Here is a 23,316-nt window from a genome sequence, read left to right on the forward strand (position 1 = left end):
ACTGACTCTTGATTCGCCGTTCTGCCTGATTTAACTAGCCCCCCTAGGGGTGCAGTGTGCAGTTAATGTCAATTGGCGCGGTTCTGACGTCTCGGGAGGGTTGTCAGTAACCCACCTGTGGACCTGACAGCTTGTGTCGGTTCGCATTCATTGTCCGATGGATCGTGTGCCGACCCGGAAGGATGACACGGCAGGTTCTGCTGCGACTTCAGCCCCTGCCGCAACGAGAGTCGTTCCAAGAATCACACCATGCCTCAATTATCTCGCCACCAGTCCCGCGCGCCTCGCACATCGAACACTCGTTCGTCGAAAACTCGCAAACGAAACACCGCGCCGGGACGAAAACGTCGACGGCTGTTTGCGGAGGTTTTGGAGCAGCGCCGTTTGCTGGCCGGCGATGCGTATGTGTTTGACATTCCAGACGATCCGTTGCTTGGCGATGGAGATGTGAATCAAACGCGGATCTCTGTCGTTGACGGCGGGGTCGAAGTGTTTGACGTCAACCGTTCGGTTGTTTTGGACTACGTTTCGCTCAGCGAGGTCGCCAGTTTGCAATTCAATGGCGGCGATGACGACAACGAGTTGCTGGTCGATTTCTTGGGCGGCGACTTTCGTGTTCCACTCGCGTTCGAGGGCGGCGGTCAATCCTCGGCGTCTGGCGATCGGATGACACTTCTCAACGGCGCTGCCGATTCGATCGCCATGGACTTTGTCGATCCAAACAGTGGCACCGTGGAATTGGCTAGCGTCGAAGTTGGGTTGAACCAGACGATCAGCTATAGCGGGCTCGAACCCATCTGGATGAATCTCGCGGCAACGTCGATTACGTTCAACTTCTTGGGCGGCGACGAAACGATTGCACTGTCCGACGACGGTGCGGCAGGCGACGGAATCAACCGGATCGATTCCACACTCGGTGAAGTCGTCATGTTTGCGAGTCCGCTGAGTTCTGTGACCATTAATGGTGGCACCGGCGCGGATGAAATTCAAATTGGCGAATTGGATAGTGCGACAGCGTTTACGGAACTTGTCGTAAATGGCGACGCCGACGACGATACGATCGAGTTATCGCATCTTCTGCCCACGATCAACGCGACTTTGAATGGCGGCGAAGGCGTCGACCAATTCACAGTCGGGGCATTAGACTTAGTCACCGGATCGGTAGCGATTGATGGCGGCAATCAACCCAACGTTGGGACATACCTCGAATCGATTACCGCGCAGTCGATGGACGTGACACAGTCGGTTGAGATCGGCGATTCTTTGCTCATCGATGATGCGTCGGAAGCAGACCCGCAAAGCTATCTTGTGAATGCGTCTGCGGTGGAGCGTCTGGGAACACCGGCGATCAATTTTCAGGGTGTGGAGCAATTCGAATTGCGGACGGGGACGGGAAACGATGACGTAACCGTTGATTCGACAACCGACGCCGCGTCATTGATTCGAACCGGGACCGGTGACGACCGCCTGACTGTCAACACAACCGCTGACAATAGCGTGCTGCGTGCGGAGTTGGGTGCGGGGGCTGACCAAGCGGCGGTTGCGACGACAGGCGCGGCCAGCTTGGTGTTTATCGATACCGCTGCGGATGACGACGATGTCGTACTGCAATCTTCGGGGGTAGGCAGCGGCATTTCCGTTCAGACTGGAACGGGGGCAGACTTGTTGACTATCTCAACAACCGGAGAGACTAGTAAAACGGCGGTGGACCTAGGCGATGACGCCGATATCGCCAACCTGATCGGCTTGGGACTCAACAGTTTCAGTGAAGTGTTTACCGGCGACGGATCCGACTCGGTCAATGTTTCTTCAGACGCCAGTGGAAATCGAATCAACCCGGTCGCTGATCCATCGGGGACGCTCGACGGATTGCTCGGTAGCGTCGCATTGCATGCCGAGACCAATACGGGGGCGACGACTTTCACACACAGCGTTTCCGCCGGCGGCGTAACACGAGAATTAGAACTTGATGAAGGTGACCGCCTAACAATCAGTGACCAGTCGGTCGTTGGCGACCAAGTTTACACGCTCGATGTGACAGAATTCTCGCGTCTTGGCGGTCCTTCCATCGGGTACACCGGGTTTGAACACTTGGCGATCGAAACCGGTTCCGGGAACGATCAGTTCAACGTCTTAGGAACTGCAACGTTAACGGAGTCGATTGTTGAGTTGGGACAGGGCAACGACACCGCGACAATTGCAACAACGGGTGATGCGAGCTATTTGTCGGTCGATGCTGGCGCCGGTATGAGCACCGTGGATCTGATCGGAAGCGGAGATAGCAGCATCACGCGTCTGGAAACCGGCGACGACGATGACGAAGTAGACGTGTTGTCGACCGGAAGCGACAGCGGATTGGACGTCGCATCACATGGTGGTTCGGATGTGATTACGATTCGCTCGTTGGGCGAGGACACGGTCAATTTGATCGACACCGACTCGGATCTGGATGTCGTGAACATCCGAGGGACAGGAAGCGGAAGTGTCAGCGACATCGTGACCGGTGACGGTTCTGATACAATCAATCTTTCTTCGAATGCAGACGGGGCGTTGGGCTCACCGACGGGGACGCAAATCGGTGATTTGGACGGAATCCTTGGACAAATTAACGTTGATGCCGGAACCGAATCGGCCGGGCCATCGATCACACAGGGGCTGACGATCAAGGGCGTTAGCGCCAGCGCCGATGTCGCAAGTGGCGACGTGCTGAATGTCAGTGACCAATCAAACGTTGCATCGCACAGCTATCTCATCAGCGCCGACGAAGTCCAACGTCTTGCCACGTTCGTGTTGCACTACGAAGAAGTGGAATCGTTGAATGTTTTCTCGGGCAGCAACGATGACCAAGTCACGATTGATACAACGCTCGATCAATCGTTCACAAGCCTGTCGACGGGCAATGGCAATGACGTTGTCCAGTTCAACGGCACCGGTGCGGGCTCGATCGTGACGGTCGACGTTGGTGCTCAAGACGACGAGGTCATTCTTTCGTCCACGGGAGAACAGAGCGTTGTGTTGATTGATGGGAACACTGGCGATGATGTGGTAAACGTCACCAGTTCCGGATCGGGATCGGCGGTGGATATTCAAGGCGGATCGGACAGCGATGTCGTCACGATCGCATCGACCGGCGACAACAGCGTCACTCGGCTGCGTCTCGACGATGGCGATGACATTGCCAACGTCCAGCGTCTTGCGGCCGGCAGCGCGACTGCGATCTATGGCGGATCCGGCAACGATACTTTCAATGTGTATTCAACCGCCGACGGTTCAATCGGGAACCCGAGTGGTAACTTCGATGGGGACTTGAATCAACTCGAAGGTCTGTTGTGCCTGTTTGGCGAAACAGACGGACCGTCGCCACAACTTGCAGCAGAATTGACCGTCGGACCGGTAACGGTCAACGCGGGTGGCCCGCGCGGCGACCAAATCAACCTAAGTGATCGGTCCACAGCTACGGACCAGCAATACAGCTTTGAACCGAATGTTTTTGAACGCGTGGGTGGGCCGGCGATCGAATTCGAAACGATGGAAAGCGTTCAAGTTGAGACAAGTCAAGCGAACGATTCTTTGACCATCATCACCGTCGCTGACAATTCATACGCCCGCTTCGTGACTGGCGAAGGCGACGATACGGTTGCGGTGCAGTCAACTGGGACGGGAAGTCTGGTTGAGATCGATACTGCCCGCGGACAAGACCAAGTCGCGATCAATGACACCGGCGAAGGCAGTCTCCTTCATTTGGCGACAGGCGACGGCAGCGACAGCGTTGATGTCACCACAATTGGTGCCAACGCCGGACTCGATTTGAACGCTGGTATGGTTGATGGCAGCGTTGATGTATTAACGGTTCAAAATACAGGTGCGGCGTCTGTGTTTCGTGCGGCCATGGGCGACGGAAACGATGTCGTCAACGTGCGCGCCACTGCGTCCGGTAGCCAATCCCAGTTCGATGGCAATGCGGGCGATGACACGTTCAACCTGTACAGCAACGCCAACGGAACGGATCTGAATCCGAATGGCAGTTTGACGGGCAATCTCGATGCCCTCCTCGGAGGAATCGATGTCGTTGGCGCTGATGACAACGGTAGCATCACGGTTTCTGAGGACGTTCAGGCAAGACAAACCGACGGGGATGTGGCTTCAGTGACTCAGACGGTAGAAGTCGGCGACCGATTGAATTTGATCGACGAATCGAGTGTCAACGACAGCACGTATGAGCTTGAGGGTGATGCCTTTCGACGCACCGACACACCGCTAGGAACGGTCAATTTCATCGGGCTTGAATGGATCGAGCTGCAAACGGGAATCGGCGCCGATCACATTGAAATTTCCGCGACCGCAGACGCATCGTACACCCATGTGTTGACGGGCGTTGGCGATGACCAGATCGCGGTGTTGGATTCTGGTACGGCATCAATTCTTGAAATCGAAACTGATGGTGGCGCCGATAGCGTTATCATTTCCAGCACCGGTGACGCCAGCATTCTCTCTGTTGAAACGGGCACTGACGAAGATAGCGTTGCGATTCAATCCGTTGGTGATGCGGCCGGTATCAACGTGAGTACTGGTGACCAATCTGACACCGTGACATTGGAACCTGAAACTGTCGTTTCTGCACGAGTTAGCGACGCTTTGATTTCGGTACTAACCGGAGCCGACGACGATACCATCAACGTCCATGAAGTCTACTTGCGGTCGATCGTCGACTTGCAAAGCGGAGACGGCAACGACCTGTTCGACTTGTCTGCTGACGGGTCGGACAGCACCGGATACCTAGAAAGGTTAAATGACGATCCCGTCAATTCGCCGACCGTTGATGCGATTGCGGCAACCCGGCAGCTCTTTCTTGATGGCGGAAGTCATTCGAGCGATTCACGACTGTTTCATGAGGGTGCCCAATTCAATGGCGGCAGTTTGACCGTCACGCAATTGACCGAACCAGCGATTGAAATTGGCGACATCGTCCGCGTAGACGCCAGTTCCGCGACGACCGGCTTGGATTTGCGTTACCACATCACTGGCCCCGCTTCTGGTGTTCTGGTCTCGACGGTGCCAAGCAATCCACGAGCAACCATTGGTAACGAGGTATTCGAGACATTAGGGATCGAGAATATCGAAGTCACAACCGGCACCGCAGATGACCTGATGACTGTCAGTAGCGATATCCCTTTTGATATCGCAATGAGCTTGCAACGCGTTGCCATGAATGGCAGCGGCGGGATCGACAAGTTCGAGGTCTTGGGAACGACAGGGGACGATCAAATCACGATCGGTGACCTTGGAATGATCATCGATACTGAAGCTTCGCCGCTTGAGGTTTCTCAGGTTGAATTTTTGCGGTATTCGGGCGGCGACGGTGATGATCAACTTGTCAATCGCACTTCCGTTACCTCAGTGATTGACGGGCTTGATGGCAGCGACATCATGATCGGGGGTGCCGGACAGGACTTGCTGACCGGCGGCGCCGGAGTGGATTATCTGTTTGCCGCTGATGGCGATGACGTCTTGTTCTCCGACCAGGAACTGGGGCAAAACGTTCCTGTCATTACAGATGACGAAGTCTTGAATGGGGGAAGCGCGTCGAGCGGCGGGGATGTCTGTGTCCAGCATGGTGCCGACGATATCGCCGATTGCGAAGTCGTCGGTGATGGGGGTGGGCGCAAAGACGTGTTGACCTGGTTGCGAGCGATCTTTGTCGATCCAGATGACATCCAGTTCAGTGACAATTTCAACTTTCTTAACGAGCGGTTGAAACCGTTCTTCCCGGCCTTTCCAGAGCCGGTCGCAGCGATTGCGGTTACCGAACCAAGCCGACTGCCGTTTGCTTCGTTGGGATCCGGTGATGAGGATACGACGGTCGAAGTTCCCGCGGACTTCATGGACACCAACAACGACGGCACCGTTTCGCCGTCCGATGCGCTATTTGTGATCAATCAACTGGCAATGATGCAGGTTGCAAATGGAGAAAGCACTCAAGGGAACTTAGCTGCCGACGTCAATCAAGACGGAGTCGTCGATGTGCGAGATGCGTTGAAAGTGATCAACTATCTTGCTTTGACGCGTGCCAACAAAGGTTCAGCCGAAGGTGAAGCTGTCGCCGACACGCAGTCCGCGAGTCATTCTTGGTTGCAGTCACTTGATAGTGTTTTCACCAAAGATGACGAGTGGCTGCCGACGCCAGGTGAACTGTTTTAAATGCGGTGTAGCGCCACAAAGCGTGAAACTGCATGTTTCGCAACGGGCCGGTGGAGACGGACAAATCGGGCAATGCGACACGGCTACTTGACCCGATTTGGTGGAGCAACCGGCATTTTTTGACAAGTCAGGCGAAAAAGCGGGGGGGAAGTTGATGTCTTGGGGGTTTGCCCATGAACTTCGCCTTTCCAATTGCCGATGTTACCGAACGGGTACAACACACCCAACGATTCGGCGGTGGCAAACATTGGATGGCCCTTTTGCCTCGCACTAACGCAAATCACGCAACGGAATGCGCCGTGAATAAAAAACAGATCCAACGGCTATCGCTGGTTGCCCTGCTCGCATCCTCGGCAACGATCTCGAACGCACAGGCCCCCGCTGCGGCACCGCCAACGCCAACCATTTGGCGATTTATGGGCATCCCCCAAGGGATCCAAAAGATCCGTGATGTCACCGTGAACCGTCACGGAAATTTTCCCGGGTTGGAACGCAAGCCGCCGGTAAAACGAATCGGCGACCCGGCGAACTTGGAATCGGATAATCCTGCAATCAAAGCGGCTGCTGAAATTAAGCAAGCCGAAGATTTGAAGATGCAGAAGATCAAAGCGATCAAGTTCTTGGCCAGCATGGGCTGTGGTTGCTATGACAAGGAAGGCAAAATCACCAAAGCCTTGCTCGCCGCGATGGACGATTGCACTCCAGATGTTCGCTTGGCGGCAATCGAAGCGATCGGGGACACTGCCAACGGAGAGTGCTGCAAGTCTTGCGGATCGACTTCTTGCTGCAGCGAGGCGGTTACGAAACGCTTGAGCGAAATCGCTTACGAGCGTGACGACAGCGGCTGTATGCTGGAACCGAGCGCCGAAGTTCGTGATGCAGCGAAAAAGGCACTTTGCGCGTGTTGCCCGAACCGAGCGACCGGGCCGATCGAAGAAGACGTGCCCGAGCAATTGCCAGAGGTTCCTGTACCGATTCAGGGTGAAACAGAAGACGACGACGAAGAGGAAGCGATTGAAGGTGAAGGGTCGGGTGTCGAGATGCAACTCGAATCCGAAACCACTGTTCTTGGCGGTAACGGAAAAACCTACGTCCTGAATCCGAGTTCGGATCAAGACGAGCTGATTTCGCCAAGTCACTATCCCGCGTCGACCGACGAATCGCGAGAAAGCTCGTCACAGTCGCTTCGTCCGATGCCCATGATTCTGGATTCCGCTCAGCAAAAGACTTCAAATCCGAGTGTCTCATCGGCCGTCGCTGTCAACCAGACGCCAACAACAAACGCAGACTCCGCAGCGAAAGGTGTGGAAGTCGGCACCGTTCGGATGATTGGCGGGATGGCCATTCGCCCGGTAACGATTTCACCCGTCTCCGCTATCGAGAACGAAGTCGAGTTCTCGCTCGATGACGCACCTGCCGCAGCGTCGAGTGCAGTCGAACCGCAGGCACCCAAGTTGGCACCGCGTCCGCGGCCCGTTGCTCTGCCGATCAAGCCGCAAGCGGTATCTGTGCCCGAATCACCAACTCAGCAGCAATCGGTGAGCCCAAAACAGTCACAAGCATTGGTCGTTGGCGTTGACCATCGAACTGGTAAAGTGGCTTTGCGAAGTGGGCAGCCGCTTCGTGTTGGTGCCTCCGTGACCGTTTATCATTCGTACCTTACCGGCGAACGCCTCGTCGGTCACTTGCTGATTCAATCGGTGCGTGGGTCGCAAGCGGTGGCGGTTGCGACCGATCGATCAGGACTGGAGCACATGGAGTCGGGTGACCGAGCGGTTTGTTTCTAGAACGCTAGCTCGTCATTCCCAGCTGACGCATTCGTGTTCTTAGCGTCGGTCGGCTGATTCCAAGACGCAGGCTCGTTTCGCTCAGGTTACCGCCACATGCCTTGAGCACGCAGGTCACAAGCAGACGGTCAATCTCATCGTGGATTTCGTTGCTGATCGAGTGTGAGCCCGCTTGTATCTTGCTTTCGATTTCGGCCACCACGCCTTCTCGCCAGGACTCCGTGAATGGTGCAAGCGGTTTGTCGGTTCGCCGATCGCCTGGCTGTAACGTCGCTGGCAAGAAAGAAGGCACGATGACTGGGCCGCTCGCTTTCAGCAAGGTTTGCTTAATCGCGCCTTGCAGTTCACGGACATTGCCGGGCCAGTCGTAGTCGACAAGCAATTGCATCGTTTCCGGTGCGATCGACAGGTAATCTTTTTCCAACTGGCGGGCAAAGCTACGGAAAAAGTGCTCGACCATCAGGGGTAAGTCATCGCCGCGGTCACGTAGCGCAGGCAGGTTAATCGTGAACTCATTCAACCGATAGTAAAGGTCGCTGCGGAAACTGCCTTCGGCGATAGCGGCATGCAGGTTCCTGTTCGTTGCTGCGATAATACGCACGTCGGTTTTGATCGGATGGGACCCGCCAACTCGCTCGAACTCCTTCTCTTGCAGGACACGAAGGAGTTTGGTTTGCATGACCGGTGACATGTCACCGATTTCGTCCAAGAACAGCGTGCCCTTGTCGCAGACCTCGAACTTGCCGATGCGCCGTTGATCGGCGCCAGTGAATGCACCTTTTTCGTGTCCGAACAATTCGCTTTCCAGCAAGTTCTCTGGAATCGCCGCGCAGTTGATCGCATGAAAGATCTGGTGGTGCCGTGCGCTGTGTTGGTAAATCGCCCGTGCGACAACCTCTTTTCCTGTACCGGTTTCACCCAGAATCAAAACCGTTACGTCACGAGACGCCACCCGTCCGATCGAGCGAAACACTTCGACCATCGATCCACACTTTCCGAGGATCGAATCTCCGGCGCCATCTTGAGTGCGTGTTTTGCCGACCAAATCACCTGGCAGAATCGCGGGACGCTTCGCCATACGCCCGGTTTCGAGCGCCGAATCGATCAAGGGCAAAATGTCATCGGGTTGAAAAGGTTTGGTGACGTAGTCGAACGCGCCATTGCTCATCGCGGTGATTGCCGTCTCGGCAGTTCCGTGTCCGGTGACCAAAATGACCGGGGTGCGTCGATCGATTTCATGCAGCTCGCTTGCAACTGCCAAACCGGAGCGGTCCGGCAATTGAATGTCGCATAGCACCGCGTCTGGGTGCGAGGTTCTAAACAGATCGATACCTTCGCGAGCGTTGTTGGCGGTGATGACGCGGTACTCCGGTTCGGGCAAGCACAATTGCATGCACTGCAAGATCAGCGGATCGTCGTCAATAACAAGCAGAGTCGGAACGTTCACGGAGTTGACGGTCAGTTGTTTGGGGTGTTGGTAGGCAGGAAAACCGCAAGGGTTGTTCCTTCGCCGATTTCGGATTGGACTTCGACGGCACCGCGATGGCTTTTGATGATACCAAGCGAGGTTGATAGGCCGAGTCCGGTGCCTTGGCCGCGCGGTTTGGTTGAGAAAAATGGTTCGAAGATTCGATCGCGAAGGTCAACCGGGATGCCACAGCCCGAATCGGCAATTTCGAGTTTGACGTAATCGCCGGGGGAAAGTTGGGTAAAGGAAAACAGTCGTTCCTCGTCAAGGTGAATGGGTGCGGCACGCAACGTCAGTGTTCCGCCTTCTGGCATCGCGTCACGCGCGTTGATTGCCAAGTTCATCACCAGTTGGCCGATTTCGGTTTCGTCGGCACGGATCAGCGGCAGCGCGTCTGGAACTGACATTTCCAACCGAATGTTGCTCTTCAGTGTTCGCTGCAAAATCGTTGCCATATCTTTTAGGACAGGAGCGATATCCAGGTCGACGGGTGTACCTTCACCGCCGCGGGCAAACGTTAGCAATTGCGCGATCAGACCGGCACCACGCGTCGCGGCTTGCTGAATGGTTTCCAGCAACGCGCCGCGGTTGATTTTTGGGTCTTCGCGTTGCAGCATCTGGCTGCTCATCAAAATCGGCGTCAACAGATTGTTCAAGTCGTGCGCGATGCCGCTTGATAGGGTTCCCAGCGATTCTAGGCGTTGACGTCGGCGGTCGACCAACTGAGTCTGGTTTTGTTGCTCACGGTCGAGGTCCAATACGACGACTCCTTCGCAGCGATTGCCCGCCATGATTCGCGTCAGGTGTCGTTCAATCAGCAACTGATTTCCGTCAGCGTCTTGGACTCGGAGTTCTCCGTTCCAGCTGGCATCGTTGCCGGGCGTGTTGGCATGCTGCGAGACGTGGCAGGTTTCACCGGATGTCACGCCGAGCACTTCGTCGGCGTTCTGACCGAGTATTTCATTAGCGGTATAACCGAATAAACGCTCAGCACCGGCGTTCCAAAACAGCACTCGACCAGACTCGTCTTGGACGTGAATCGCGTCCGGCAACTCTGACAGGAGCGTGGCATAGCGACGTTCATGACGATCCGCCTCACTACGCAACGACTTTTCCGCACGCCGTGAGAGATAAATCAGGGCTAGCAGCCCGAGTGTCACAAGTTGCCCATAGACCAAAAGCGATCGGATCATCTGTCGATCTTGGTTGAGCGACACAAGCGATTGCGCGTTAAAGCGATCGACTTCGCCGATCAATGATTGGAGCTGGGCTTGCAGTTGTTGCAGTGACGAGATCGGCGGTTCGTCCGATGATTCTGGGAGTATCATTCGTGGATCAGTCACGATCGATTGCACTTCGTCAATCGCCTCGGCGACATCGTCGTTGTCAAACGGTAGCGATTTTTGAATCGCGGCGGCATTTCCCGCGACGGTCATTTCCAACGCGAGTTGCCGTGTCCTCTCGATACGATCCAAAGCGACCAGACGGTGTGAGTCAACATTCGAAACGTAGTACCGCCACGCCTGTGCTGACGCTTCAAGCAACGAAAGTTGAAACCGGTTGATTGACCGACGAAACTCGCGACTGTGTTCGAGTTGACTTTCTAAGTCCTTGACTCGCTCGATTCGATCCAGTCCTATCCAAAGCGAACTGAATGAATAGAGGATGGTCAGCAGGAGCGACCCTGGGAAAACGAATTTTTGAATCATTCGAATGCTGTGCCGCGACGTCGTCCAACGGACAGGCGATTACTTGACCGTTTAGCTGCAGCCCCGGTTGAGACCCGAACGGGTTTTGTCAGCCTTTCGAGAGCCGATTGTGATCTTGGGTATGGAGTTTGCATTACACAACTTTCAGTCGACCTTTCCTGTCGCGTTCAAGTTTAACTTTTATGTCACCGTTTCCCATGCGGTTTCTCCTGTTTATGAACCCCAAATTTGCGCTCGCACCTGTCTCCACTTGTAGCCAGCCTTCAGTGGCGCAGACGGATGTGAACGGCAATTGGACGGGTTGCGATTGGGAGACCGAATTTGGTCCTCTCAAGCTAAATTTGAAAGGGATTCGAAGCCGCCAAGCGATGCTGGCCGCGAGTGCGACGCGGGGGCAAGAGGCGGAGCAATGGCGAGATGCGGCCAAATGGCTGCAGGCTTTAGAAGACGACGCCCGTAAAGCGAGTGAGTTCTGGCAGCTTGCCTGTCTTGCCGAGTCCAACGGCGAAATGGACCAAGCAGTGCGACTGCGCAGTGCGGGGGATGCGATTGAGGAGAAATACCCTCGCCATCCGGCTTCAAGGGGGGCGATTACCCACACCGGAAAAATGCCCTAGGAATGTGCCTGGGAACGCGGTAACGTTTTTTCCAGACGACCAAAACTCTTTCCATCGCTTCCAAGCCACCGAATAGCCGGCTTTGATTTCTCGAAGTCGGCTGATTTTGTTTTTGGGCCTCACTGGCTTGGGGATTCACTGCTGACCGAGATTTGCACCATGAATGACACCACCATCGAATCCAGCGCGGACGTCAAACGGCCTTGGGAAGAGGTGGTGCGCGTCGCCGAAGACGGAACCGTGGAAGAACTCTCGGCACTGCTCAATACGATGACAGTTGCCGAGCAAGCGTTCGTCTTTTCCCACATGGAAGACGAAGCCGAGGCCAACGTACTGCAGCGACTCCCCGCGGAGGACGCCGCCGAGCTGATCGGGCACCTCAACGAAAGCGAAGCGGCGCGGATGATCTCGCTTCTGGAGACGCCTGCCGCTGCGTCGATTCTGCAAGAGTTACCGATCGATGAACAGGCAGACTTGATCGGTGACTTGCCCGAGAAAGATGCCGAGGCGATTCTGCAGGAATTGCCACAGCAGGACGCGGATAGTGTCCGCGAGCTGACTGCCTATTCGGATAACGTTGCCGGCGGGATGATGGTCGTCGAAATGCTTCGGTTTCGAAGCGAAATGACGGTTGCCGAGGCCATTGAAGAAATCAATCGTGGCGCCGAGCACTACAGCGATTTGGATGTGCGCTATGCCTATGTCTGCGATGACGAAGGCAAGTTGGTCGGGGTGTTGCCGATGCAAAACCTTTTGTTTGTCAAGCGAAACCGAAAGCTTGGCGAGATCATGATCGCCAATCCACTGTCCGTTTTGACGACGGCGACGCTAGAGGAACTGGCTGAATTCTTCGAGAGCCACGTCTACTTGGGCGTTCCCGTGGTTGATGAGCAAGGCGTTCTCAAAGGCGTCTTGCATCGTGAAGCGGTCCAGTACGAAGAGGTCCGCGCGGCAGAAAACGACTACTTGAAGAGCCAGGGGATCGTCGGCGGTGAGGAACTGCGAACCATGCCGGTCTGGCTGCGTTCACGCCGCCGATTAAGTTGGCTGAGCATCAACATCGTGTTAAACCTTGGTGCCGCGGCGGTCATCGCCTACTTCCAAGAGACACTCGAAAGCGTGATCGCACTCGCTGTGTTTTTGCCCATCATCAGCGACATGAGCGGCTGCAGCGGAAACCAAGCTGTCGCGGTCAGCATGCGGGAACTGTCGCTTGGGATTATTCGCCCGAACGAGTTTTTCCGGGTGTGGTGGAAGGAGGTCGTTGTGGGGCTGATCAATGGCAGCGTCTTGGGGGCCCTGGTCGGTATTGTTGCGATCGTCTTTGACGGGAATCCTTACCTTGGTGCCGTCGTGGGGATCGCTTTATGCATCAACACCTTGGTCGCGGTGTCGATTGGTGGCGTGGTTCCGTTGCTGCTCAAGCGGTTCGGTTTTGACCCGGCCGTCGCAAGTGGGCCGCTGCTGACAACCGTCACGGACATGTGTGGGTTTTTCCTGGTGCTCGGACTGGCTACGATGTTCCTTGCTCGCTTGGTTTAGCATGAACGCGACGGACTGGAAAAGGGTGCCGAGTTTTGCAAGATTTTTATTCGCTACTGCGTCAATTGGTTCGTGAACCGGCTGTGGTCGGTTTAGAGGATCTGTTCTTTCAGATCATCCGACGCGAACTTGAAGATTTGTCGATCGAAGTCACCCAGTACCTCGGGCTGTTGGTTGCGACCGGTAAAAATCCAACGCGCGGGTATGTTTCCGCCCACGTCGATCGCAACGGGTTGTTGTGTACGGGACCCAATGAATTCCAGTATGCGGCTTTCATTGCGGGAAACCGAGGGGAGCTCAATGGCGATTCGATTTCCGAACAGTTCATGGACACGATCGCAGGTCGTTTCCGTGGATCGCGAGTCGAAGCGCACTCACCGCGTTCAGGCGTCTATCTGGGACAAGCCGAAATTCTCGATGCTTCGATCTGTACCCGCCGTCGGAACCTAATTTTTAAGCTCGACGGTTTGGAGTTTTTGCAGCCGGGAACTCCGATCTCGTTTGTTGACCGTTTGCAAGTTACCGAGCAAACCATTTCGGCTCAGCTGGATAACGTCGTTAGCGTTGCGATGGCGATCGATCTGTTTCGTCAGGGCTATCAAGGCACCGCGTTCTTTACCGCTGGCGAAGAAGGTGGCCGTAGTTGGCGATACCTTGCAGAGTGGTTTCAACGACATGATCAATCCACCGACCGACTGATTGTGCTCGACACCAGCCCCTTTCCTGACATGAAGGAAGTCGGGAAACAGGATGTGGTCTTGCGTTGGAAAGATGCCAACGGCGAGTTCAATCGAAAACTGACGAAGCAAATCGCTGTCGTTTGCGATGAGATGTCGATTCGTTATTGCTTCAAGGATGAATACATCGAAGCGATCAACAAGACTCGTGAGAAGCCGCAAAGTCTAGGCCGGACAGAGCTTGGGCGATTGATCAGCGCGTTGCGTGAGACGGTGCAAGGCACCACCATCCAGTTGCCCACGACGGCGTATCACACCCAATCGGAAACCGCCAACCGAACAGCAGTCGAAGCGATGATGTCGCTGTTGAATCGACTGCTGATCGACTAGTGATCGGCGGCTAGCTCGACCACGATGGTCACGTCATCTCAACGTGGCCATCGCAGTCGCATATTCTAAAGGTCACGCGGCCTGTTCTTCGTTCTCGTCTCCTGACTCCTTGAAGTCCCAAGAGGAGCTGCCTTGGTCGTCGTCGTCTTGCTGGCAAAACGATGACCAGTTTTTCTGCCGAGGGTAATCGCGATCACGGTAGCGATCGTGCTCGCCCCAGCTCCCTGGCTCTTGGAACTCACCTTTACGTTGGTTGAACTTTCGCATTTGGTTGCGTTTGTTCTCGCGTGACATTTTATCCCTAGTTTGGAATGTAGCCCGATGGTATGAAACAGATTCTACTGGAGTCGGTCTCGGATCATTTCTGTCAGGTATTCGGTGACGCCAGACTTGGAAAAAAGCTTTCCAAGCATTGGAAAGAAATTTTCCACCTTCAGGTCTGCCGCGCCTCGAAATGACAGGTTGGATGCTCGTGGCCGCTCGCGACGATTCTTTGGCACACGGCGTGCCGTATTTGGCAAAAATATAGGCTTCATTTTGATGCCTTCAATTTCTCAAGGGAAAACCGAGCCGGAAGGCTTGTTCAGTGTCGCTTTCTATTCCTATTGAAATTCGTCCCCAGCCGAACGAAACGACGTGCGGCCCGAGTTGTTTGGATGCGGTTTACCGGTACTGGGACGTCTCGGTCGAAGGCTCGCATCCGTTGGACACGATCGAACAATTGCCAGGCGGCGGAACGCTCGCTGTTCAATTAGCGATCGACGCTTTGCGTCGTGGCATGGAAGCAACCATCACGACGTTCAATTTGCACCTCTTTGATCCCACCTGGTTTCGTCACCAGTCCGAAGCTTCGTTTGGTGAGCATTTGGCCGATAAGCTTCGGCGGCAGTTGGTGATCAAGCGTGACGACCCGACCGTCGATGCGGTGCGTTTAGGGCGGTCAACCAAGGCGTACATCGAGTTTTTACAACTTGGTGGCCAGGTCCGGATGCAGCCGTTCGAAGAGACTGTGATTTCCCGTCCGCTCGCTCACGGACTGCCGATTTTGTGTGGGCTCAGTTCGACTTACCTCTACCAAGAGGCGCGTGAACGCGAATCAGAGTCTGAACCGGGAAAGTTTAAGCCGGATGACACCGGCGGTTTTCCGTCTGGACACTTCGTCGTGCTTCACGGTTATGATGCCTCGTCGGGTGAAGTGGAGATCGCGGATCCACTTCACGACAACCCCTTTTCAAGTTCACATCAGTATCGAGCTTCGTTTCATAAACTGGCTACTGCCATCTTGCTCGGTATCGTCACCTACGACGCCAATTTGCTGGTCATCGCGCCAGCGGGATCGCCATTGTGAAAACGCTGCTTGTGCTGGACCCGGAAGATCAATGGATCGTCGATCCCTGGTCACAAGATCATGCCGACGTTCAAGTTGTCACGCCATCGGAATACCTGACAGATACCACCGAAGGAATCGCGCGTTCAATCCGGGTGTGTAACCTTTGTCGGTCCTACCAGTATCAATCGACGGGGTACTATGTCTCATTGCTTGCGGAGGCACGTGGGCACCGTCCATACCCGGACGTGTTGACCATCGGCGACATCTCGCTCTCGCGAAGTGTTCGTTTGGTTCCCCCGTCTCTCGAAACGATCATCGAGACCGCACTCTCGCCGCTGACCTCTGACGAGTTTGTGCTCAGCGTTTACTTTGGCGAAAACTTGGCCAAACGTTACCAGCGGTTAGCGAAGGCGATTCAGTCGCAGTTCAATGCGCCGCTGATCCGGTGTCGGTTCAAGAAGCGAAAGAAATGGCGGATTCAAAGCGTCTCGGCGATCTCGATCGTTGACGTGCCTGAAAGTCACCGCGAATTTGTCGCAGAAGCCGCACACCAGCACTTCGCGCGTAGTACGGTGAACCGCTCAAGTTATCGACCGCCACGTTACGATCTTGCGATCTTACAAAACCCGGCCGAAGGTGATTTGGCGCCGTCGTGTCCAAAGGCACTCAAACGCTTCGTCAAGGCGGCCGCGGAAGAAGACGTCCGAGCGGAACTGATCACGGCAAGCGATGCGGGCCGGTTGTTCGAGTTCGATGCACTTTTGATTCGTGAAACGACTTCGGTCAATCACCATACCTATCGACTCGCTCGCCGCGCGGAAGCATCGGGGATGGTTGTCATTGACGATCCAATGTCGATCCTACGCTGCACCAATAAGGTGTACTTGGCAGAGTTGTTAGCCCGTGCAAAAGTCGCCGCCCCGCCGACAACGATTTTACATCGTGACGATTGGAATGCCGGTCGCTGTACGTTGGAACTGCCTTGCGTCATCAAGCGTCCCGACAGTGCGTTTTCACAAGGTGTCGCAAAAGCTGAATCGCGTGATGAGCTTGAACGGTTGTTGCAGGAGTACTTTGCCGATTCGGATCTGGTGATCGCACAGCCTTTCATGCGAACTGATTTCGATTGGCGAATCGGACTGATCGATGGACAGCCGCTGTTTGCATGCAAGTACCACATGGCACGCGGGCACTGGCAGATTGCCAAACATGACCCCGCAGGCGAAAAGCCAAGCTTCGGGAAATGCGAAACGATGCCGGTTGAGACGGCGCCGAAGAAGTGCGTGGCGCTTGCCAAGAAGGCGGCGTCGCTAATCGGCGAAGGCTTTTATGGCGTCGATATCAAACAGAGCGGCAACGAATTTTATGTGATCGAAATCAACGACAACCCCAATCTCGATGCCGGTGTCGAGGACAAGGTGCTTGGGCAAGAAGTCTATCGGCGAATCGTGCGTTCCTTGGTTCGTCGAATCGAGAAACCACGCCACAACTAAAGCAAGTGAGCAAAAAACAATCACAATGGCACTGAAGCTTTTTGAAGCGTTCGGGATTGAATTGGAATACATGTTGGTTGGTCCCCAAACGTTGGCAGTGCGTCCAATGGCGGACAGCTTTTTAGCTCGGCTGAGCGACGGTCGTGTCGAAGGTGAAGTCGAGCGTGGTGACGTGTCCTGGTCAAATGAGCTGGCACTGCATGTACTGGAATTGAAAGCGACACAGCCGACGGCCGATTTGCCTGGGCTGGTGCGATCGTTCCAGGGTGCGATCGCCAGCGTTCAGTCCGAGCTCGACCGTTGTCAGCTGCGATTGTTGCCCACCGCGATGCATCCGACGATGGAACCGAGGACGGACGTCGTGTTGTGGCCGCACGAGTATCACGAGGTCTATGACGCCTTCGACAAAAAATTCGATTGCCACTCTCATGGATGGGGAAATGTTCAAAGCGTGCATTTGAATTTGCCATTCGACGGTGATGCAGAGTTTGAACGGCTGCATACGGCAATCCGATTGGTGCTTCCGTTGCTTCCAGCACTCGCGGCGAGTTCGCCTGTCGTTGACGGCCGCGAAACCGGGCTCGCTGATACCCGTTTGCATCACTACGTGCGTCATTGCAACGAGATGCCATGTTTGATGGGAGAGGTGATTCCTGAACCGCTACGCAATCAGGACGAGTATGATTCGGTGGTTTACCAACCGATCCGCGATGCGTTGCAACTCGCCGGTTGGTCGGAGTCGATGCGACCGGAGTTTCTGAATGCTCGCGGTGCGATCGCGAGATTTGATCGCGGCTCGATTGAGATTCGGGTGATGGATGTGCAGGAATTTCCTGAGGCTGACGTCGCGATTTGTGCAGCCGTGGTTGCTTTGTTGAAGCTGATGACGAGCGAACATTGGCAGTCAATGGAGCAGCAGTTTGCTGTCCCGACTAAGACGCTCAGGCATATTTTTGACGACGTGATCGTCGATGGAGAAAAGACGGTACTCGACGACGCGCAGTTCCTGGCATGCTTTGGATGTCAGAAATCAACAGTGACAGCGGTCGACTTGTGGCGGGACCTGCTCGAGCAGATTAGGGAATCCGACGAGACCGTAGCAGAGCTTTTTGCGCCGCTTCAGACCATTCTGGATCACGGGACATTGTCGACGCGAATTCGCCGGGTGTTCCGTCGGACATTTGACCAAGCGGATATCGCGGGGATTTATCAGGGATTGGCTCGCTGTCTGTTGCAGGGCAAGTCGTACGTTGCCTGATGGCGTTTGTACGAGACGGATTCGTGATCTGATCTGACTTTAAACGGTTGGCGGTCGCTTAGGATCCTTTAGAGCGTTGCGGTTGGCCCGCGAACCTGTTCTCGAACGCCATTCACCTCGCACGGCATTCGTGGTATCAAGTTCGCTTGAAAAGCGTTCATAAAAGCGATTCGGTAATGTCGCGACGTTTCCAAACACACAAGACTTTCCCTCGTCACGTTACGAGCCATCTCGATCAATGAATCAAGCGATTGACCTAAACGAATATGAAACGCAGCTGATCGTCCGTCGGATGAAGTTGGACGATTATGATCGGCTCGTCGAGATGCAGCAAAAGTGTTTCCCGACGATGCAGCCTTGGGGAAAGGATCAGATTGAGAGTCAATTGGAGCGTTTTCCTGAGGGGCAAATCGTTGTTGAGATCGATGGCGTAGTCGTAGCTTCCTCGTCAAGTTTGCGTCTCAACTACGATGATCACCAAGAATGGCATGACTGGAAAAAGTCGGCGGATGCGGGGTACATTCGCAACCATCAACCGCATGGTGACGTGTTGTACGGGATCGAGATTATGGTCGATCCCGATTATCGCGGGATGCGACTGTCACGTCGTTTGTACGACGCACGCAAGGAGTACTGCGTTGTACAAAACATCCGTCGGATGATCGTTGGCGGGCGTTTACCGGGATACCACAAGCACGCCGAAACGTTGAAGGCGAGCGAATATGTTGACCGGGTGATGAAGAAGGCGATTTATGATTCGGTGCTGACCGCACAGATTGCGAATGGGTTTTCGTTGCAGGGCCTGATACCGAACTATTTGCCTTCTGATGTTGAGAGCTGTGGTTACGCGACGTATTTGGAGTGGCGTAACCTGGATTACATGCCGAAGTCGAAACGCACGCTGCGGCGGATTGTTGATTCAGTCCGTATCGGTGCAGTGCAATACGAGATGCGAGCGATCAAAGGGTTCGATGACTTGGCGAAGCAGGTCCGCTACTTTGTCGACGTAGCCGGCGATTACAAGTGCGACTTCGTCTTGTTTCCCGAATTGTTCTCGGTGCAGCTTCTGTCGACGTTGCCGAACATGCGTCCGGGTGAAGGGGCACGTCGGCTAGCCGAGTTCACCCCGCAACTGTTGGAATTGTTTGCGGAGTTAGCGGTTGCCTACGACGTGAACCTAATCGGTGGTTCGCACCTTGTTGTGGAGAACGAGCGATTGTTCAACGTCGCTTACTTGTGCCATCGGGATGGCAGGATTGATAAGCAGTACAAGTTGCACATCACTCCGGCGGAACAGCGATGGTGGGGCGTCGAGCCTGGCAATCGGCTCGAGGTCTTTGATACCGATTGCGGGAAAGTCTCTATCCAGATTTGCTACGACAGTGAGTTCCCCGAGCTAAGTCGTTTGGCGGTGGAACAGGGGGCGAATTTGATCTTCGTTCCATTCAACACCGACACACGCAACGGCTATCTACGTGTTCGGCATTGTGCGGCGGCGCGGTGTATCGAGAACGAGGTGTATGTGGCGATTGCGGGATGCACGGGGAACTTGCCGTTTGTCCAGAACGCAGACATCCACTACGCCCAGTCGGCAATTTTGACGCCGTGTGACGTCACGTTCGCACGCGACGGGATTGGGGCGCAGGCGAACGAGAACATCGAGACGGTTGTGATCCACGATGTCGATTTAGAGCTATTGCGACGCCACCGTATCAGCGGTTCCGTCCGCAACTGGAACGATCGCCGCACGGATCTCTACGAAGTCATCCAAAAGAAGGTCTAGAGGCCGGGATCGAAAGTCGACGGAACGGCAGGAGCGACGCCGGCACCGCCGGGGCGTTTGCATTGCACGTTTGACTCCGGAGGAGTCCGCGTCGGTAGCTCGGGGTGCCAACCCCGAGATTGCGACGCGAACCACATACTCGCCCCGGAGGGGCCGGCGGTGCAAATTCTGTATCTGCACAATGCCCCGAACACTTCGCACCAATCACTACTTCGCACGCCTTTGCTCGCACCGCTTCTTTGATGTTCCCTGGTATTTCTATGCCTGGCGTGTCGCGAGAGGGGGTGTCGTCATTGTTGTTCTCGTGAATTGCGGGTGGCACCTTTCGGCAGCGAGGTGGTGAATGGGTTTTCACAGTTCGGTGTGCTTTCCTATAATCGATGGCTTAGTCACGTCCGTCACGATGCCCGTGTTGTCTGCTTTGTGAACGAATCTACTAACGAATCCGAGAAAGAAGACGTTCAGTGCGCCGCTTATCTGAAAGCGGTTGCCGATCCCTTGCGTCTGAAAGTCATTCGCGCTTTGCAGGTTGGGCCGCTCGCCGTGTCCGATATTGCCGAACTTCTCGGGCAAGAAGTTGGGACTGTTTCTCATCATCTGCGGGTGCTTTTTCATGCCAACATCGTGCAGACACGCCGTGAGGGGAAGTACATTTACTATTCCCTCAGTGACGAAATCCTTGACGCAAAGAAACGCAAAAGTGATGCGGTTCTGGACTTCGGTTGCTGCCGTTTGGACGTCCGAGACTGATACTGATCCATGGAACCCCGTTCGCTCCATGCCAGTCTGACCCCGTTTGACAAGGTCACAGCTACGGAATTGGACCATTGGCGAGCACTGCGGGAAACAGATTCAAACTATCAGTCGCCATTTTTCGCGGTTGAATTCGCGCAAGCTGTTCACCATTCACGCCTCGATGTAGACGTAGCAATCGTGCGTCGCAGACACGACCCGATCGCGTTTCTGCCACTTCATCGAAAAGGGAAACACGCGTATCCCGTCGGTCGCTTCTTAAACGACGCGCATCAACTGATCAAAGCTCCCGACGAAAATCTCGGCCTAACTTGGTTGGTCACGAAGCTGGGATTGACCGCGTTTCATTTTCATGCCCTCATCGGAGAACCGTTGGATCGTTTGCCGGCTTGGACGTGCCAGCAACAAGTCCGATCCTTTCGCTGTGATATCGGCGATCAACCGGACGAGTATCTCGCCAGCCTGTGCTCGCGACACAATACCGTCCGGCGACAGAGTCAAAAGACTCGAAAGCTCGCTCGCGAAGTCGGCCCCGTCACCTTCGAATTCGATTGCCGATGTCACGATAATCTGCGTCAAGCAATCAACTTGAAACGCGAACAATATCAACGGACGCATACTCTGGATTTGTTTGCGACACCGTGGACAGTGAAACTAATCGAATCCCTTTTCCATCGCCCGACGGATAGCAGAGGGCCACGCGGAATCCTCTCTACGCTTTTCGCAGGTGACCAAATGGTTGCAGCGCACTTCGGCTTGTGGGAAGCCGATCGGCTACACTATTGGTTCCCTGCTTACGACCCCGCATTTTCCAAGTATTCGCCGGGCACGGCCCTGTTCGTTTCGATTCTTCAGCAAGCTGGGCAGCACCGCGTACGGTGTATCGATATGGGATATGGCGAGCAGCCGTACAAACGGAAGCAAACGGACTCGACCGGCGTTGTCAGTCAAGGGTGTGTCTCTCCATCACTCGCCTATCGCGTGCTAAATTGCGGCCGTAACCGTGCAATCCAGGCGTCGAAGTCGTTGCCAATGCGGCAGCCTTTGAAGAGAATTGGGCGAACGATTTGGCCAAGCGCCGGTCACTCGAAATTGCAATAGCGCCCGATCGATCCGGGCTAAGAACTCCATTCATGCAAGCGATGAAGTCCCACACAGTACCGACCCATTCAATCAGTCGTCGTCATTTACTGCGTGCCATCGGTGCGGGGGCGATCTTAACCACTGGCTGCCCGATGTCGATGCCCGAGACTTTGCCGGGCCAGCAGGACGCTTCAACCGCAACCGACTCGGATTCCCCGAGCGTCGAACAAGTGATCGAACGCGTCGAGAAGACGCTGGTCCGCGAAAAGCAATCTCGCGGGTTGTCGACGATGGTCAATGGAGCTTGGCAGATCTTCCACGGCATTCTGGCCTTCGCGAACGAATTCACGATCGATACCCCCGAAGGCCGACAAAACGCCGTCGAGTACTTCGCGGCAGGCGGCGTCTGCGACGGTTTTCGTCCGCGTATTGGTAATCGGTTCGGCGACGGTACCTACGGTTACCTCGTCGACCTTCAAGCGAGCACCAAAGTCGGCCAAGGCCACCGCGACCAATGGCTCGCCGTGCTCGCACAAGCCGGACAACGGCTCGACGCAGAATGGAAAATCGAAGACACGTCGATGCGAATCGAGAACTGGATGCGGCAAGCCGAGTTTGACGTACCGATCAATTACGAGGCCGAATTCAGTTGGACGCTGATCCCGCTCTCGTTTTACCGTCCAACGGATTACCGCTGGACCGCACGCGACGGTGACACGTATAGCACCGAGTTATTGGTCGAGTCCGAAGTGCTTCGAGATCTGTCTGCAAGCGTTTGCGGGGGGACACATCGGCTGATCGGAATCGCCTACGCTCTACGAAATCGTCGGGCCGAAGGAAACTCGCTTAACGGTGTCTGGGCCCAAGCCGAAGATCACTTAGCATCGGCTCTGGAAATGGCGCGCCAGAATCAAAACCCGGATGGTACCTACAGCACCGCGTACCTGCATCGTCCGGGCTGGTGTAGCGATTTGGGCGAGTCGCTGGGAACGACCGGCCATGTTTTGGAGGTCATCGCGGTTGCCGGCGACGACTCCGTTCTAAAGGAGCCGTGGGTGCGTCGCAGTGTCAACAAACTTTGTGACATGCTGGAGCTTTGCCGCGAAGTCGACTTAGAATGTGGAGTTCTTTATCACGCATTGCACGGTCTGGTCGAATACCAACGCCGATTGACCGCATAGGGTCGATCGGCGATTGAATATCGCGACGCGGAGCTTTTGCCGACATC

The 23,316-nt window shown here is 55.1% G+C and carries 15 protein-coding genes; 12 read left to right on the plus strand and 3 right to left on the minus strand.

Annotation, left to right across the window (positions count from 1 at the left end; translation table 11 throughout):
• The first annotated feature begins 249 nt into the window (after positions 1-249).
• Together CGZ80_RS21330 and CGZ80_RS21335 are read left to right on the plus strand one after the other, a co-directional pair.
• The gene (locus tag CGZ80_RS21330; protein ID WP_094417710.1) at positions 250-6,198 is read left to right on the plus strand and encodes a dockerin type I domain-containing protein; all 5,949 of its coding nucleotides are present in this window, start codon (positions 250-252) and stop codon (positions 6,196-6,198) included.
• Positions 6,199-6,497: 299 nt separating this feature from the next.
• The gene (locus CGZ80_RS21335) at positions 6,498-7,985 is read left to right on the plus strand and encodes a hypothetical protein (protein ID WP_143544076.1); all 1,488 of its coding nucleotides are present in this window, start codon (positions 6,498-6,500) and stop codon (positions 7,983-7,985) included.
• Between the two features lie 4 nt (positions 7,986-7,989).
• Here CGZ80_RS21335 and CGZ80_RS21340 read toward each other — a convergent pair whose 3' ends face one another.
• Positions 7,990-9,378, minus strand: coding sequence for a sigma-54-dependent transcriptional regulator (locus CGZ80_RS21340; protein WP_094417750.1), 1,389 nt, complete (start codon positions 9,376-9,378; stop codon positions 7,990-7,992).
• A gap of 65 nt (positions 9,379-9,443) precedes the next feature.
• Positions 9,444-11,162, minus strand: a complete 1,719-nt coding sequence (locus tag CGZ80_RS28110; protein ID WP_103296492.1) for a two-component system sensor histidine kinase NtrB — start codon at positions 11,160-11,162, stop codon at positions 9,444-9,446.
• A gap of 197 nt (positions 11,163-11,359) precedes the next feature.
• On the opposite strand from CGZ80_RS28110, the gene CGZ80_RS21350 reads away from it, so the two are divergent.
• The 3 genes from CGZ80_RS21350 to CGZ80_RS21360 all read left to right on the plus strand — a co-directional run bounded on the left by CGZ80_RS21350 (position 11,360) and on the right by CGZ80_RS21360 (position 14,388).
• Positions 11,360-11,779: a hypothetical protein gene (locus CGZ80_RS21350; protein ID WP_094417712.1), complete on the plus strand. Its 420-nt coding sequence runs from the start codon at positions 11,360-11,362 to the stop codon at positions 11,777-11,779.
• A 159-nt stretch (positions 11,780-11,938) separates the two neighbouring features.
• On the plus strand, positions 11,939-13,321 hold the full coding sequence (gene mgtE / locus CGZ80_RS21355; protein WP_094417713.1) for a magnesium transporter: 1,383 nt from the start codon (positions 11,939-11,941) through the stop codon (positions 13,319-13,321).
• Positions 13,322-13,356: 35 nt separating this feature from the next.
• A complete protein-coding gene (locus CGZ80_RS21360) occupies positions 13,357-14,388 on the plus strand; it encodes a peptidase M42 (protein ID WP_094417714.1) in 1,032 nt (343 codons plus the stop codon).
• Positions 14,389-14,460: 72 nt separating this feature from the next.
• Here CGZ80_RS21360 and CGZ80_RS21365 read toward each other — a convergent pair whose 3' ends face one another.
• On the minus strand, positions 14,461-14,682 hold the full coding sequence (locus tag CGZ80_RS21365; protein WP_094417715.1) for a hypothetical protein: 222 nt from the start codon (positions 14,680-14,682) through the stop codon (positions 14,461-14,463).
• Positions 14,683-14,974: 292 nt separating this feature from the next.
• Here CGZ80_RS21365 and CGZ80_RS21375 point away from each other — a divergent pair, with 292 nt between their 5' ends.
• The 7 genes from CGZ80_RS21375 (at position 14,975) to CGZ80_RS21405 (ending at position 23,269) form a co-directional block, all read left to right on the plus strand.
• The gene (locus CGZ80_RS21375; protein WP_094417717.1) at positions 14,975-15,736 is read left to right on the plus strand and encodes a hypothetical protein; all 762 of its coding nucleotides are present in this window, start codon (positions 14,975-14,977) and stop codon (positions 15,734-15,736) included.
• Positions 15,733-17,211: a RimK family protein gene (locus tag CGZ80_RS21380; protein WP_094417718.1), complete on the plus strand. Its 1,479-nt coding sequence runs from the start codon at positions 15,733-15,735 to the stop codon at positions 17,209-17,211. Before CGZ80_RS21375 ends, CGZ80_RS21380 begins: the two co-directional genes overlap by 4 nt.
• Before the next feature lie 25 nt (positions 17,212-17,236).
• Complete coding sequence (locus CGZ80_RS21385; RefSeq protein WP_094417719.1) at positions 17,237-18,469, plus strand: glutamate-cysteine ligase family protein; 1,233 nt, start codon at positions 17,237-17,239, stop codon at positions 18,467-18,469.
• A 238-nt stretch (positions 18,470-18,707) separates the two neighbouring features.
• Complete coding sequence (locus tag CGZ80_RS21390; protein ID WP_094417720.1) at positions 18,708-20,252, plus strand: carbon-nitrogen hydrolase family protein; 1,545 nt, start codon at positions 18,708-18,710, stop codon at positions 20,250-20,252.
• Between the two features lie 423 nt (positions 20,253-20,675).
• Positions 20,676-21,002, plus strand: a complete 327-nt coding sequence (locus CGZ80_RS21395; protein ID WP_094417752.1) for an ArsR/SmtB family transcription factor — start codon at positions 20,676-20,678, stop codon at positions 21,000-21,002.
• A gap of 9 nt (positions 21,003-21,011) precedes the next feature.
• Positions 21,012-22,106, plus strand: coding sequence for a GNAT family N-acetyltransferase (locus CGZ80_RS29285; protein WP_094417721.1), 1,095 nt, complete (start codon positions 21,012-21,014; stop codon positions 22,104-22,106).
• 41 nt (positions 22,107-22,147) lie between these two features.
• Positions 22,148-23,269: a hypothetical protein gene (locus tag CGZ80_RS21405; RefSeq protein ID WP_143544077.1), complete on the plus strand. Its 1,122-nt coding sequence runs from the start codon at positions 22,148-22,150 to the stop codon at positions 23,267-23,269.
• Positions 23,270-23,316 lie beyond the last annotated feature (47 nt).

The sequence above is a fragment of the Rhodopirellula sp. MGV genome (genome assembly GCF_002251265.1).
GTDB lineage: Bacteria > Planctomycetota > Planctomycetia > Pirellulales > Pirellulaceae > Stieleria > Stieleria baltica_A.

What these genes read in the sequence shown, in the direction of transcription:
- CGZ80_RS21330 (WP_094417710.1), top strand. Translation starts at nt 250, where the DNA reads ATGCCTCAATTATCTCGCCACCAGTCCCGCGCGCCTCGCACATCGAAC.
- CGZ80_RS21340 (WP_094417750.1), bottom strand. Translation starts at nt 9,378, where the DNA reads ATGCAATTGTGCTTGCCCGAACCGGAGTACCGCGTCATCACCGCCAAC.
- CGZ80_RS28110 (WP_103296492.1), bottom strand. Translation starts at nt 11,162, where the DNA reads ATGATTCAAAAATTCGTTTTCCCAGGGTCGCTCCTGCTGACCATCCTC.
- CGZ80_RS21350 (WP_094417712.1), top strand. Translation starts at nt 11,360, where the DNA reads ATGCGGTTTCTCCTGTTTATGAACCCCAAATTTGCGCTCGCACCTGTC.
- mgtE (WP_094417713.1), top strand. Translation starts at nt 11,939, where the DNA reads ATGAATGACACCACCATCGAATCCAGCGCGGACGTCAAACGGCCTTGG.
- CGZ80_RS21365 (WP_094417715.1), bottom strand. Translation starts at nt 14,682, where the DNA reads ATGTCACGCGAGAACAAACGCAACCAAATGCGAAAGTTCAACCAACGT.
- CGZ80_RS21385 (WP_094417719.1), top strand. Translation starts at nt 17,237, where the DNA reads ATGGCACTGAAGCTTTTTGAAGCGTTCGGGATTGAATTGGAATACATG.
- CGZ80_RS21390 (WP_094417720.1), top strand. Translation starts at nt 18,708, where the DNA reads ATGAATCAAGCGATTGACCTAAACGAATATGAAACGCAGCTGATCGTC.
- CGZ80_RS29285 (WP_094417721.1), top strand. Translation starts at nt 21,012, where the DNA reads ATGGAACCCCGTTCGCTCCATGCCAGTCTGACCCCGTTTGACAAGGTC.
- CGZ80_RS21405 (WP_143544077.1), top strand. Translation starts at nt 22,148, where the DNA reads ATGAAGTCCCACACAGTACCGACCCATTCAATCAGTCGTCGTCATTTA.